At 59.4% G+C, this 12,975-nt stretch carries 14 protein-coding genes and 1 tRNA gene; 1 reads left to right on the top strand and 14 read right to left on the bottom strand.

Annotation, left to right across the window (positions count from 1 at the left end):
* Positions 1 to 18: 18 nt before the first annotated feature.
* A complete protein-coding gene (locus BBG20_RS27000) occupies positions 19 to 2,388 on the top strand; it encodes a TonB-dependent siderophore receptor (protein WP_065908868.1) in 2,370 nt (789 codons plus the stop codon).
* Positions 2,389 to 2,525: 137 nt separating this feature from the next.
* On the opposite strand, the gene BBG20_RS26995 is transcribed toward BBG20_RS27000, so the two are convergent.
* From BBG20_RS26995 to BBG20_RS26930, 14 genes are all read right to left on the bottom strand, one after another.
* A tRNA-Lys gene (locus BBG20_RS26995) sits at positions 2,526 to 2,601 on the bottom strand.
* A 63-nt stretch (positions 2,602 to 2,664) separates the two neighbouring features.
* Positions 2,665 to 3,339: a 7-cyano-7-deazaguanine synthase QueC gene (queC, locus tag BBG20_RS26990; RefSeq protein WP_162946163.1), complete on the bottom strand. Its 675-nt coding sequence runs from the start codon at positions 3,337 to 3,339 to the stop codon at positions 2,665 to 2,667.
* 16 nt (positions 3,340 to 3,355) lie between these two features.
* A complete protein-coding gene (gene queE, locus BBG20_RS26985; RefSeq protein WP_065908863.1) occupies positions 3,356 to 4,003 on the bottom strand; it encodes a 7-carboxy-7-deazaguanine synthase QueE in 648 nt (215 codons plus the stop codon).
* A 164-nt stretch (positions 4,004 to 4,167) separates the two neighbouring features.
* Positions 4,168 to 4,998, bottom strand: coding sequence for a tol-pal system protein YbgF (gene ybgF, locus BBG20_RS26980; RefSeq protein WP_065908859.1), 831 nt, complete (start codon positions 4,996 to 4,998; stop codon positions 4,168 to 4,170).
* A 6-nt stretch (positions 4,999 to 5,004) separates the two neighbouring features.
* Entirely contained in the window at positions 5,005 to 5,505 is a 501-nt protein-coding gene (gene pal, locus BBG20_RS32125) for a peptidoglycan-associated lipoprotein Pal (RefSeq protein WP_003209827.1), read from the bottom strand.
* Between the two features lie 55 nt (positions 5,506 to 5,560).
* On the bottom strand, positions 5,561 to 6,841 hold the full coding sequence (tolB, locus tag BBG20_RS26970) for a Tol-Pal system beta propeller repeat protein TolB (RefSeq protein ID WP_065908853.1): 1,281 nt from the start codon (positions 6,839 to 6,841) through the stop codon (positions 5,561 to 5,563).
* Positions 6,842 to 6,858: 17 nt separating this feature from the next.
* Positions 6,859 to 7,932 (bottom strand): cell envelope integrity protein TolA, encoded by a 1,074-nt coding sequence (tolA, locus tag BBG20_RS26965; RefSeq protein WP_065908851.1) that lies wholly within the window; start codon positions 7,930 to 7,932, stop codon positions 6,859 to 6,861.
* Positions 7,932 to 8,384, bottom strand: a complete 453-nt coding sequence (gene tolR, locus BBG20_RS26960) for a protein TolR (protein ID WP_161793227.1) — start codon at positions 8,382 to 8,384, stop codon at positions 7,932 to 7,934. Before tolR ends, tolA begins: the two co-directional genes overlap by 1 nt.
* Before the next feature lie 23 nt (positions 8,385 to 8,407).
* Positions 8,408 to 9,103, bottom strand: a complete 696-nt coding sequence (gene tolQ, locus BBG20_RS26955) for a protein TolQ (RefSeq protein ID WP_015885609.1) — start codon at positions 9,101 to 9,103, stop codon at positions 8,408 to 8,410.
* A gap of 1 nt (position 9,104) precedes the next feature.
* The gene (gene ybgC, locus BBG20_RS26950) at positions 9,105 to 9,560 is read right to left on the bottom strand and encodes a tol-pal system-associated acyl-CoA thioesterase (protein WP_065908849.1); all 456 of its coding nucleotides are present in this window, start codon (positions 9,558 to 9,560) and stop codon (positions 9,105 to 9,107) included.
* Between the two features lie 139 nt (positions 9,561 to 9,699).
* Complete coding sequence (ruvB, locus tag BBG20_RS26945; protein ID WP_065908846.1) at positions 9,700 to 10,758, bottom strand: Holliday junction branch migration DNA helicase RuvB; 1,059 nt, start codon at positions 10,756 to 10,758, stop codon at positions 9,700 to 9,702.
* On the bottom strand, positions 10,759 to 11,370 hold the full coding sequence (gene ruvA, locus BBG20_RS26940; RefSeq protein WP_065908843.1) for a Holliday junction branch migration protein RuvA: 612 nt from the start codon (positions 11,368 to 11,370) through the stop codon (positions 10,759 to 10,761). It abuts the gene before it with no gap.
* Positions 11,371 to 11,437: 67 nt separating this feature from the next.
* The gene (gene ruvC / locus BBG20_RS26935) at positions 11,438 to 11,962 is read right to left on the bottom strand and encodes a crossover junction endodeoxyribonuclease RuvC (protein ID WP_065908840.1); all 525 of its coding nucleotides are present in this window, start codon (positions 11,960 to 11,962) and stop codon (positions 11,438 to 11,440) included.
* A 169-nt stretch (positions 11,963 to 12,131) separates the two neighbouring features.
* A complete protein-coding gene (locus tag BBG20_RS26930; protein ID WP_065908837.1) occupies positions 12,132 to 12,878 on the bottom strand; it encodes a YebC/PmpR family DNA-binding transcriptional regulator in 747 nt (248 codons plus the stop codon).
* Positions 12,879 to 12,975: the final 97 nt, after the last annotated feature.

The following is a 12,975-nucleotide window of genomic DNA, read 5'->3' as shown; positions in this document are numbered from 1 at the left end:
TCTACAAGGACCCTCAAGATGTCACTCAGCCCTCATCTTCCGCTGCATCTTTTCGCCTGCTCGGCCGCCCTCGCCCTGGCCAGCGTCAGCCCCATCGCCTGGGCCGAGGAGCAACATTACGAAATCGCCGCCGGGCCATTGGCGACCCAATTGAACCTGCTCTCAGCCCAGGCTGGTATTTACCTGGCTGCCGATGCCGCACTGACGGCCGGAAAAACCAGCCATGCCCTCAGCGGCAACTACTCCATCGAGCAGGCCTTGCAGATATTGCTGCTGAACACGGGCCTCACTGCGGTGCAGTTGGGCGGCCAACGCTACCAATTGCAGGCAGCGCCCAGCGAGGCCTCACGACTTGAGTTGAGCAGCACGACCATCTCCGGCAAGGCCCCCGGCTCGACCACTGAAGGCACCGGTTCCTACACCGCCTACTCCTCCAGCAGCTCGACCCGGCTTAACCTGACCCAGAAGCAAACCCCGCAATCGGTCACAGTGATGACCCGCCAGCGCCTGGATGACCAGAAACTCAACAACCTGACGGACGTGCTTGAAGCCAGCCCCGGCATCGCGGTGACTCGCGCGGGCCTGGGCACCGAGAATGACAGCTACTGGTCCCGGGGTTTCCAGATCCAGAACTTCGAGATTGACGGCGTGCCCACCTCCACGCGCATGGACAATTACACCCAAAGCACCGCGATGTACGACCGGGTAGAGATCGTACGCGGCGCTACCGGCCTGATCAGTGGGATGGGCAACCCCTCGGCGACGATCAACCTGATCCGTAAACGCCCGACAGCGCAAGCCCAGGTCAGCCTCACTGCAGAAGCCGGCAGTTGGGACCGCTATGGCACGGGGGTTGATGTTTCCGGCCCACTGACTGAAACCGGCACTGTTCGCGGCCGGCTGGTGGTGGACTACAAGACCGAGCAGGCCTGGATCGACCGCTTCAAGCAAGACTCGCAATTGATCTACGGCATCACCGAGTTCGACCTCAGCGATTCAACCCTGTTGACCGCAGGCTTCAGCTACCAGAAGACCCAAGTTGATTCGCCCCTGCGCGGCGGCTACCAGACGCTGTTCAGCAACGGCGAGAAAACCCATGCCCAACGCTCGCTCAATACCGCACCGAAATGGTCCTACAACGATCACGACCAGACCAATTACTTCACCTCCATCGAGCATCAATTCGATAACGGCTGGAGCGGCAAGATCGAGTACGGCCACACCGAGAACAAGTTCGACGAATTTTTCTCCTTTACCATCGGCAGCCTCGACCAGGCCACTGGTTCGGGCGGCACCCTGCTGCCAGTACGTTGGTCGGGCACACCACGCCAGGACAACCTGGACGCCTACCTCACCGGCCCGTTCTCGGCATTCGGCCGTGAACACGAGCTGATCACCGGCATTACCGCAACGGATTACGAAGAACACACCCCCAACTACGGGGATTGGCTACGCGACTATGGCTTCCAGGTGCCGGACTACCGCACCTGGAACGGCGACTCGCCAAAGCCGGCGACGCCGGTACTCGGCAAGGGCAGCATCCGCGAGAAGCAATATGCCGCCTACCTGACTTCACGCCTGCACATCACTGACGACTTGAGCCTGATCCTCGGTGGGCGCTTGACCGACTGGAAGCGTGACACCGACACCAACGTGTATGGCGAAGGCACCTCCTCGGTCAAGGAACGCGAAACAGGTGTGTTCATTCCCTATGCCGGCGTGGTCTACGACCTGGATGAAAATTGGGCGTTGTATGCCAGCTACACCAAGATCTTCAATCCGCAGGCGTCCTACGTGCGCGACATCAACCGCAAGGCCTTGCCGCCCCTGGAGGGCAAAGGCTATGAAGTGGGGATCAAGGGCAGCTTCTACGACGAACAGTTGAACGCCAGCCTGGCACTGTTCCAACTCGAACAGGACAACCTCGCTGTCTGGCAATCGGATACCCAGGCCTACCGCATCGAGCAAAGCGCCAAGACCCAAGGGGTCGAGTTGGAAATCAATGGTGAATTGGCCGAAGGCTGGCAGGCATCTGCCGGCTATGCCTACAGCGTCACCACCGATGCGGACGACAAACGCATCGTCACCACCCTGCCTCGGCATATGTTCAAGACGTTCACCTCATATCGCTTGCCAGGCATGCTGGATAAAGTGACGGTGGGTGGCGGGTTCAATTGGCAGACCAAGACCGGCGAAGATTTGCACTATTACCAGCAGGGCAGCTACGCCGTGGCCAACCTGATGGCGCGTTACGACCTCTCGAAAAACCTCAGTGCCACCGTCAACCTGAACAACGTGTTCGACCGCGAGTACTACGCGCGCGTTTATTCAGAAGGGATGTATGGCGCGCCGCGTAATGTCATGACCAGCCTGAAGTACAACTTCTAAGGCGTTGGCCCTCGCCTGATAGCCAGGCGAGGGCTGCTCATAAGGTGGGCTGCGAGAGAATGGGTTTCTTGCGGGCAAAAAAAAACCCGGAAATCCTCACTTGCGTGGGCCTTCCGGATTTTCTAAACCGCCAAAAATGGTGGGTCGTGTGGGATTCGAACCTACGACCAATTGGTTAAAAGCCAACTGCTCTACCAACTGAGCTAACGACCCGCTGTGTGGTGGCGCGTATAATACTGATTTCTAAGGATTATTCAACACCTTATTTGAAATAAATCAGAAATAACGCGTTGGGTCCGCAATTCCGGCCGCTTGGAAGCCTTCTGCGCGCAGTCGGCAGCTGTCACATTTCCCACAAGCACGGCCGTCATCGTCTGCCTGATAGCAGGAAACAGTCAGCGAATAATCGACGCCAAGTCCTACACCAGCCTTCACAATATCGGCCTTGCTGAGGTTTTGCAGCGGCGCGAGGATACGGAACCCCTGCCCTTCTACCCCGGCTTTGGTCGCCAGGTTGGCCATGCGCTCGAACGACTCGACGAACTCTGGGCGACAGTCCGGGTAGCCGGAATAATCCACGGCGTTGACGCCGATAAAGATGTCGCGGGCGTTCAGCACTTCAGCCCAACCCAGGGCCAGGGACAGGAACACGGTATTGCGTGCCGGTACATAAGTCACCGGGATGCCTTCGCTCGGTGCTTCTGGCACATCGATGCTGCTGTCGGTCAAGGCCGAGCCACCGATGCCATTGAGGTTCAGGCCGATCACCTTGTGCTCGGCAACCCCCATGTCCCGCGCGACACGCGCAGCGGCGTTCAACTCGGCGCGATGGCGCTGGCCGTAGTCAAAGCTCATGGTGTAGCAGGTGTAACCTTCAGCCTGCGCCATTGCCACCACCGTGGCGGAGTCGAGGCCGCCGGAAAGCAGGATTACCGCGCGTTTTTGATCCATGGTGTGTTCAGTCATATCAGCGTCCTGGCTCGTCGTTCCAAAGGTATTTATGCAACTGCAATTGCAGGCGCACCGGTAGATTGTCCGCAACCACCCAATCGGCGAGGTCACGCGCATTCAAGTCATGGTGGCTGGGGGAGAACAGCACCTCGCCCGCGCGACGGTCCAGGCCATACTGGATCAGCTTGGAGTTCGCCCAGTCGTAATCTTCACGGGAGCAGATGACGAACTTGACCTGGTCGTTGGCCGTCAGCAGGTCGATGTTCTCATAGCGGTTGCGGTGCGCTTCCTTGGAGCCTGGGGTCTTCAGGTCGACCACGCGGCTCACGCGCGGGTCCACCGCAGAGATATCCAAGGCGCCACTGGTTTCCAGGGACACCTCGTAACCGGCATCACACAGGTGTTTGAGCAACGGGATGGCATTGGGTTGCGCCAGCGGCTCGCCGCCCGTCACGCAGACGTAGCGCGGCCGGTAACCGGCAACCTGCTCAAGGATGTCTTCGAGGGTGCGCACCGTACCGCCACTGAAGGCGTAGGCGCTGTCACAGTATTGGCAACGCAACGGGCAACCGGTCAGCCGCACAAAGACTGTGGGCAGGCCAGCGGTGCGCGTTTCACCCTGCAACGAGTAAAAAACTTCGGTGATACGTAATGTGTCTTGCATAGTCGCCACGGGCGTAACAGCTAAACAGGCTGTCCGCCTCCGTCAGGCACTTCAAGGGACCCCGCCAACGCGTAGACCCCAAAAAGCGTGTTTCATAAAAGGGCGTGGATTCTAACGAAAAAACCCGCGACAGGCGCGGGTTTCTTCTAAACGGACAGCATCGCTTACAAGCGTTGCAGATCCCGTTGCGCCAACTGGGCAGCGGAAGTCCCCGGATACTGGGCGACAACCTGCTGCAGAATGCCTTTGACCTTGTCGGTATGACCCAGGCGGCGTTCTACGTCGGCGAGTTTGTACAGCGAATCAGGCACCTTGGCGTGCTTGGGGTACAGTTGGCTGACCTTGGCAAATGCCTGGCCGGCGCCCTGCAGATCACCCTTGGCCAGGTTGACCTCACCCAACCAGTATTGGGCATTGCCCGCGTACTGGCTGTTCGGATACTTGCGCAGGAATGCGGTAAAGGCCTGGCTGGCCTTATCGAAATCCTTGGCTTTGATCAGGTCGAAAGCGGCATCGTAATACAGCTTTTCCTTGGCCGGATCACCCGGTTCGCTGCTGGCGGCAGGGGCGGCAGCCGCGGCCCCTGCTGCTGCACCACCGGCAGCAGTGCTTGGCGCGCCACCGGTAGAAGAATTATCAGGAGTAGCGGCAGGTGTAACGCCGGCTCCTATACGTCGGTCAAGATCCTGGTAACGCTCCAGGCCTTCTTGCTTCAGCTGGTTCACTTGATTTTGCAGTACTTCAATCGTGCCTTGCTGCTGCGACAATTGATCCTGCATGCGTTGCAGCTGGTTGAACAGTTCACCCTGTGCCGAGGGAGCGGACGTAGCCGCTCCCCCCGCATAGGCGCCGTTCGTGCCATAACCTGCTGGCGGATAGCTGCTCCCGCTATTGTTATAGCCAGAGTTGCTATCTTCCACAGGAACCGCAGCCCACACCGCAAGCGGGGCGAGGCTGAGAGCCAATACAGTTAGAGCACGACGGCACGTTCGCATGACGAATTACTTACGCAGTTCGACGCGACGGTTTTGAGCCCAGGACTGCTCGTCGTGGCCAGTAGCAACTGGACGCTCTTTACCGTAGGAAACCAGTTCCAGTTGGCCTGGAGCAACACCTTGCAGTACCAGGTAGCGCTGAACGGCTTTCGCACGACGCTCGCCCAGTGCCATGTTGTACTCACGAGTACCACGTTCGTCGGTGTTACCTTCCAGAACAACGCGAGCGCCGTTAGCTTTCAGGTCCTTCGCGTGAACGTCCAGAGCGCGCATGGCTTCTGGCTTCAGGTCCGAACTGTCGTATTCGAAGTAGAAAGTGGTGATAGCGCGCAGAGCAGCTTCTTCGCTCAGGGAGCCGTCAACTGCACCAGTGTTAGCGCCGTAACCAGCGTTTGGATCAACAGCTGCGCCTTCACCGGCATTGTCGCCGCCTTTAGACGAGCAACCAACGGCTACGGACAGAGCCAGAGCCAGAGCAGCAAACTTACCAAACTTCAGCATTTCCATCGTGAAACTCCTAATGAACCCCAGTGTGTTAAGTATTTCTTTTTGTAGCGCCGCGTCAGTTCAGGTAAGGGGACCAGGACGGTTCTCTGACTTCGCCTTGAGCGGTAGGAAGCGGGAGCCTTACGCGTCCATTAATGGACACGAGCATCAAGACTCCCCGGCCCTGCTGGCGGGTGGCGTAGATTACCATGGTGCCGTTGGGCGCAACAGTAGCTGACTCATCAAGGTTGGTATCCGTGAGGATTTTTACCGTTCCACGCTGCAAATCCTGGGCCGCAACCCGGAAATTAGTGAAACCATCCTGACGGTGAATCATCACCAACGTCTTTTCATCAGCCGAAAGCTTCGGATTGGCGTTGTAGTTACCGATAAAAGTAACACGCTCTGCACCACCACCATTCACGTTCGCCTTGTACACCTGTGGCTTGCCGCCGCGGTCAGAGGTGAAGTAGATGGTTGAACCATCCTTGCCCCAGAACGGTTCGGTATTGATACCCGGGCCGCTGGTTGCGCGAGTGATCTGGCGCGAAGCCATGTTCATCACGTAGATATCCGGGTTGCCGTCCTTGGACAGCACGAACGCCAGGCGCGAACCATCCGGCGACCAGGCCGGTGCACCGTTGAGGCCTTCGAAGTTGGTGATCTGCTCACGACGGCCAGTATCAATGTGCTGGACGAAGATACGCGGACGCTTCTGCTCGAAAGACACGTAGGCGATACGCTTGCCATCCGGCGCGAAACGCGGCGACAGGATAGGCTCACGCGATTGCAGCAGGGTCACGGCGCGTGCACCGTCATAGTCCGAGCGCTGCAAAGTGTAACGAGTGTTGTCTACGGAGAAACGCTCAGCCGTGACATACAACAGGCGCGTCGAGAACGCCCCCTTGATGCCGGTGAGTTTTTCAAACGACTGGTCCGAGATGTAGTGGGCCATGTCGCGCAGCTGTTCGGCAGTCCCCGAAACGCTGCCGGTCAAGACCTGCTGCTCAGTGGCCACGTTGAACAACGTGTACTGGATCTGCAGGCGACCACCCGCCGGAACGATGTTGCCGACCATCAGGTACTGGGCGCCGACGGCTTTCCAGTCACGGAAGATGACTTCGCTGGCCTGGGTAGGCTGGCTGATCATGTTGCCTTTAGGAATCGGCGCGTAGTAACCGGAATTGCGCAGGTCATCGCTGACGATCTGGGCCATGTCGTCCGGCAGCACGCTGCCGCCCTGCCAACCGAACGGTACAACTGCGATCGGGGTGGCCCGATCGCTACCGCTGGTGACCAGGATGTTCTTTTCATCCGCCGCCGCTATCCCTGCCATACAGCAAATAACGACAAGCATTCCTCGAAGAAGGTTTCTCACAAGGCTAGATCCTCAGGTGTGAATGTCATCTTGAATGAACGATAGGGAGCGAAGTCGCTTGGTTTCATTCCCTGCATCTCGGTCAACCGGCCAATGTTCTTGACCGCGGCAACCGCCGAACTGTCGAACGAACCGTCACCACTGGACTTGGCCACGCTGACCGAAGTCACCGTACCGTCCGGCAACATGCCGATCTGCAGCACTACTGTCATGCCTTTGCGTGCCGAAGGTGGACGGGTCCAGCCTTCTGCTGCGCGTGCCCGAATCAGGTCGTCGAAACTGCCCGCGACTTCATCGCCACGCTCATCGGCCAAGGCTTGCTGACGCTGCGGCGTGTCGGAGAGCAAATCTGCCAAGGCCTGGGCCTTTTTCTCTTCGGCGGATTTACGCGCTGCTTCCTGGGCCTTTTTCTTGGTGGCATCGGCGGCAGCTTTCTTCTTCGCGTCGTCGGCGATTTTCTTCTTCGCCTCGTCTGCTTCAGCTTTTTTCTTGGCGTCTTCGGCGGCTTTCTTCTTCGCGTCTTCGACTATCTTTTTCTTGGCGTCTTCAGCGGCCTTTTTCTTGGCCTCTTCTTCGGCAGCTTTCTTCGCTTCGTCTTCGGCTTTCTTCTTGGCTATATCAGCCAATTGTTTCTCTTCGGCCTTTTTCGCGTCGGCAGCTTTCTCGGCTTTCTTGGCTTCATCAGCCTTTTTCGCCTCGTCGGCCTTCTTCGCTTCGTCAGCCTTTTTCGATTCCTCGGCCTTTTGAGCCGCCTCTTCTTTCTTTTGTTCCGCAGCAGCCTTCACCGCTTCCTGCTCGACCTTCTTCTGTTCCATCTGTTCGACTTCAGTCTGGCGCGCAGCCGACTTCTGGGCCTCACCCGCAATCTTCTGATTGGTCTGGGTGGTGGCCTGGCTTTTCGATTTCAGCTGATACAGGGTCGCCTGCACGATCGGCTTGGCTGGCGGCAGATCCGGGGTCATGGCAAAGCTGACGAACAGCATGCCAAACACCAGGACGTGCAGGGCAATTGCCCAGACGCTAGGCCAGAAGAAGCTTTCCGAGGCGGACGGCTCTCGCTGTTGCTGCATCAGGGCGCCTCGGTAATCAAGCCAACGTTACCGACGCCGGCCTTCTGCAGCCCGCCCATGGCGCCCATGACAGAGCCGTAGTCAACCGACTTGTCACCCCGGATGAACACCTGGGTGTGCTTGCCGCCTTCGTTGCCGGAGCGAATGATCTTGGTCACCGCATCGGTCATCGCCGGCAGGGTCAAGGCCTTGTCTTGCTGTTTCTGAGTGTCGACTTCGCTGCCAAGGTTCCAGTAATAGGTCTTGTCAGCCTTGATCGAAATGGTCAGGACCTGTGTGTTGTTGTCTTGCGGCAAGGCTTCACTGGAAACCTTGGGCAGATCAACCTTCACGCCCTGGTTGAGCATCGGCGCGGTCACCATGAAGATGACCAGCAGCACCAGCATCACGTCGATGTAGGGCACTACGTTCATCTCGGCGACCGGCTTGCGCTTTTTGCGAGCTCGAGCGATTAAAGCCATTGGGAATTACCTGCTTATTCTTCGCTGGTGTGCACTTTACGGTGCAGGATCGCCTGGAATTCATCGGCGAAGGTGTAGTAACGGCCGATCAACGTTTCGCTGGTGGCAGCAAAGCGGTTGTAGGCGATTACTGCGGGGATAGCGGCGAACAGGCCGATCGCGGTGGCGATCAGGGCTTCGGCAATACCTGGGGCCACGGTGGCCAGGGTCGCTTGCTGGGCCTGGGCCAGGCCACGGAAGGAGTTCATGATCCCCCACACGGTACCGAACAGGCCGATGTACGGGCTGACCGAACCAACGGTGGCGAGGAACGGCAGGCTCTGCTCCAGCTTCTCTTCTTCACGGGAGATGGCCACGCGCATGGCACGTGCCACGCCTTCCATCACGGCTTCCGGATCAACACCCGGCTGCTGGCGCAGGCGCGAGAACTCCTTGAAACCGGCACGGAAGATCTGCTCCACGCCCGAATCCGGGTCAGGGTTGCTGCCGGCCTGGCGGTACAGCTTGGACAGGTCGATACCCGACCAGAAGCGCTCTTCGAAGCTCTCCAGGGCACGTCGACCGGCGCGCAGCAGGTTGCTGCGCTGAAAAATCATGACCCAAGAGGTAACCGATGCGGCTACCAGGGTCAGCATGACCAGTTGAACCACAACACTGGCATTGCTGACCAGGCTCCACATGGAGGAATGGTCGACGACGGTAGGTTCCACGCTAAATCTCCTGCTTTGATTGTTTACCCGCGCCGCTCACGGCGGCAAAGGCCGCACGTAGAGTTTCGGGAATGGCCCGAGGTTTCAAACTGTTGGTGCGCACACACGCCACCAGGAACTGCCCCTCACAGAGCAGCGTTGCATCCGTTGCCCGCCTGACCTGTTGCTTGAAACGCAGGCTGGCACGGTTCAATTCGATTACTTCAGCGCTGACCAGCAGTTCATCGTCCAACCGCGCCGGCGCGTGATACCGCGCCTCGCTGGAATGCACGACGAACAACAGGTCCTCCCCTGCCAGCTCGGATTGGGCAAAGCCCAGCTCCCGTAGCCGCTCGGTTCGAGCCCGCTCCATGAACTTGAGGTAATTGACGTAATACACGATGCCGCCAGCATCGGTGTCCTCGTAATAAACGCGACAGCGATGTGCGAACGACTGATCCCCGTTTTGCGCGCGCATACTCTAGTGCTTACTCCTCAGGTTGCCAATCCGGCTGGGCAACTGTTTTTTCATCCACCGAAACATTTCCAGTGACTGAATGACGACGCCAGCCACTAGGACAGCACAAACATCGAATAAATCGACTTGCGTGAAGCTTTTAATCGTCCACTGCATCGAGGAATTCGTCTACCACAGGCATCTCACCCAATCGTGACGGAATGTTTAACCCGAAGTGCAGATACGCATGCCGCGTCACTACCCGGCCCCTCGGCGTACGCATGATGTAGCCCTGCTGGATCAGGTACGGCTCCAGCACATCCTCGATGGTGTGGCGCTCTTCACTGATGGCCGCCGCCAGGCTGTCGACCCCCACCGGGCCACCGTCGAACTTCTCGATCATGGTCAAGAGTAGACGCCGGTCCTGATGATCGAAGCCATGCTCGTCCACATCCAGCAGGTTCAAGGCCAGGTCGGCCACGGCCTTGGTGATATGCCCCTTGGCACGCACTTCGGCAAAGTCACGCACGCGGCGCAGCAGGCGGTTGGCGATCCGTGGCGTGCCGCGGGCCCTGCGGGCGATTTCAAACGCGCCTTCCGGGTCCAGCGGCAGGCCGAGAATGCTCGCCGAACGACTGACAATGGTCGCCAGGTCTGCGGTGCTATAGAACTCCAGACGTTGAACAATGCCGAAACGGTCTCGCAGCGGGTTGGTCAGCATCCCGGCACGGGTGGTCGCGCCGACCAGTGTGAACGGCGGCAGGTCGAGCTTGATCGAGCGAGCTGCCGGGCCTTCGCCGATCATGATGTCGAGCTGGAAGTCTTCCATCGCGGGGTACAGCACTTCCTCGACGATCGGCGACAGCCGGTGAATCTCGTCGATGAACAGCACATCGTGGGGCTCGAGATTGGTCAGCAATGCCGCCAGGTCGCCTGGGCGCTCCAGCACCGGGCCGGAGGTGGACTTGATCGACACGCCCATTTCCTGGGCAATGATGTTGGCCAGGGTGGTCTTGCCAAGCCCCGGCGGGCCGAAGATCAAGGTGTGGTCCAGGGACTCGCTGCGCCCGCGCGCAGCCTGGATGAACAGCTCCATCTGCTCGCGCACGGTGGGCTGGCCGATATAGTCGGCCAGGCTCAGGGGGCGGATGGCGCGGTCCTGGATTTCTTCACGGTCACGGGGGCCAGTGGCCGCGATCAGACGATCAGCTTCAATCACTTAAATCATTCCCTTCAGGGCGCGGCGGATCATGTCTTCACTGCTCAGGTTCTTGTCCTTGATGGCCGATACGGCCTTGCTGGCTTCCTGCGGCTTGTAGCCCAGGGAAATCAGCGCGCTGACCGCATCACTTTCGGCGCTGGCGACCTGGCCCGCCGGCATATCCGGTTGGTTCGGCACCAGGGCAAACATGCTCGGCAGCACTTCCCAGGCTTTAAAGCGGTCCTTGAGCTCTACCAGCAGGCGCTCGGCCGTCTTCTTGCCGACCCCCGGGACCTTGGTCAGCGCCGAGGTGTCCTGGGCTGAAACGGCACGCACCAGCTCATCCACTTCCAGGCTCGACATCAATGCCAGGGCCAGTTTCGGCCCCACGCCATTGAGGCGAATCAGCTCGCGGAAGAAATCGCGGTCGCGCTTGCCGATGAAACCATAGAGTAGTTGCGCGTCTTCGCGCACCACCAGATGGGTGTGCAGCGTCAGCGGCTCACCGACCGACGGTAGGCGATACAGGGTGGTCATGGGCACTTCCAGCTCATACCCCAACCCGTTTACATCCAGAATCAGGTGCGGCGGCTGTTTTTCAGCCAGGGTGCCGCGCAAGCGTCCAATCACGGTTCAGATCCTTAAAGCTTGGGGTCAGAGCATGGCCTGACCGGAAACAACGGTTGCGCTGATGCTATCAGAGACGCAGGCGCCCGCCACGACTGCGTGCCGTACCGAGGCCGTGGGGCAGCAGGCTGGAACGGGTATGCGCGTGGCAAATCGCAATAGCCAGGGCGTCCGAGGCGTCGATCTGCGGCTTGGCGGTGAGCTTGAGCATGTGCATGACCATCATCTGCACCTGCTCTTTATTGGCTGCACCGGTCCCCACCACGGCCTGCTTGACCTGGGTCGCGGTGTATTCGGCGATTTCCATGCCCTCCTCCGCACCGGCCACGATGGCGGCGCCCCGGGCCTGGCCGAGCTTGAGGGCCGAGTCGGCATTCTTGGCCATGAAGACCTTTTCGATGCCCATGGTCACCGGCCCATAGGTCTGGATCACTTCACGCACGCCGCGATAGACGATCTGCAAGCGCTCGGCCAGCTCGCCCGCACCGGTACGAATGCACCCCGATGCAACGTAGATGCAGCCACGTGGCGTCTGCTGCACCACGCCAAAACCGGTGATGCGCGAGCCGGGGTCGATACCTAGGATTAAAGTCATAACGCCTGCGGGTTGGATTTACAGCGGTATGTGCCAGGCACACATCGTGTGTAACAGCATAGAACCCTGTGGGCGCTGGCTTGCCTGCGATGCGCGCGCCTCGGTGTGTCAGTGGCACCGCGATGATGCTTTCGCAGGCAAGCCAGCGCCTACTGGATTTCCATGGATCTTAAGAGAGCTGTTCGGCTACAGATTCAGGGATGTCGGCGTTGGAGTACACGTTCTGCACGTCATCCAGGTCTTCGAGCATATCCAGCAGCTTCAACACTTTCTGCGCGCCGTCCAGGTCCAGCTCGGCGCTGGTGGTCGGCAACATCACGATTTCCGCGTCGGTGCCCTTGAAGCCAGCAGCTTCCAGCGCGTTACGCACGGCATAGAAGCCAGCGAAGGAGGTGAACACGTCGATGGAGCCGTCTTCGTTGCTCACCACGTCGTCCGCATCCGCCTCCATGGCAGCCTCGATCAACGCATCTTCGTCCACACCTGGCGCGAAGGAGATCTGCCCCTTGCGCTCGAACAGGTAGGCCACCGAGCCGTCAGTGCCCAGGTTGCCGCCGCACTTGCTGAACGCATGGCGCACGGCAGCAGCAGTCCGGTTGCGGTTGTCGGTCATGCACTCGACCATGACGGCCACGCCGCCCGGGCCGTAGCCTTCGTATGTCAGCTCGACCATGTCGTCGGTATCGGCTGCACCGGCGCCACGGGCCACCGCACGATCAATGATGTCGCGGCTCATGTTGGCGCCCAGCGCCTTGTCCAGCGCCAGGCGCAGGCGCGGGTTGGAACCTGGGTCACCGCCGCCCTGGCGGGCAGCGACGGTCAGCTCGCGGATCCACTTGGTGAAGATCTTGCCTTTCTTGGCATCCTGACGCTCTTTGCGGTGCTTGATGTTCGCCCACTTGGAATGGCCAGCCATAACACAACTCCGAAATTCTGTAGAAACCTTATCAACCCCACCCCAGGTGGGATACAACCCTTGTAACGCAAAGGCGCATCCGAAGATGCGCCTTTTT

Origin of the sequence: Pseudomonas aylmerensis (genome assembly GCF_001702265.1) — a bacterium.
GTDB lineage: Bacteria > Pseudomonadota > Gammaproteobacteria > Pseudomonadales > Pseudomonadaceae > Aquipseudomonas > Aquipseudomonas aylmerensis.
This window is presented reverse-complemented; position numbering and strand designations above follow the sequence as displayed.

Coding starts and splice junctions, on each gene's coding strand:
- queE (WP_065908863.1), bottom strand. CDS start 4,003: ATGCAAGACACATTACGTATCACCGAAGTTTTTTACTCGTTGCAGGGT.
- pal (WP_003209827.1), bottom strand. CDS start 5,505: ATGGAAATGCTGAAGTTTGGTAAGTTTGCTGCTCTGGCTCTGGCTCTG.
- BBG20_RS27000 (WP_065908868.1), top strand. CDS start 19: ATGTCACTCAGCCCTCATCTTCCGCTGCATCTTTTCGCCTGCTCGGCC.
- ruvC (WP_065908840.1), bottom strand. CDS start 11,962: ATGACTTTAATCCTAGGTATCGACCCCGGCTCGCGCATCACCGGTTTT.
- tolB (WP_065908853.1), bottom strand. CDS start 6,841: ATGCTTGTCGTTATTTGCTGTATGGCAGGGATAGCGGCGGCGGATGAA.
- tolA (WP_065908851.1), bottom strand. CDS start 7,932: ATGCAGCAACAGCGAGAGCCGTCCGCCTCGGAAAGCTTCTTCTGGCCT.
- ybgC (WP_065908849.1), bottom strand. CDS start 9,560: ATGCGCGCGCAAAACGGGGATCAGTCGTTCGCACATCGCTGTCGCGTT.
- BBG20_RS26930 (WP_065908837.1), bottom strand. CDS start 12,878: ATGGCTGGCCATTCCAAGTGGGCGAACATCAAGCACCGCAAAGAGCGT.
- ybgF (WP_065908859.1), bottom strand. CDS start 4,998: ATGCGAACGTGCCGTCGTGCTCTAACTGTATTGGCTCTCAGCCTCGCC.
- queC (WP_162946163.1), bottom strand. CDS start 3,339: ATGGATCAAAAACGCGCGGTAATCCTGCTTTCCGGCGGCCTCGACTCC.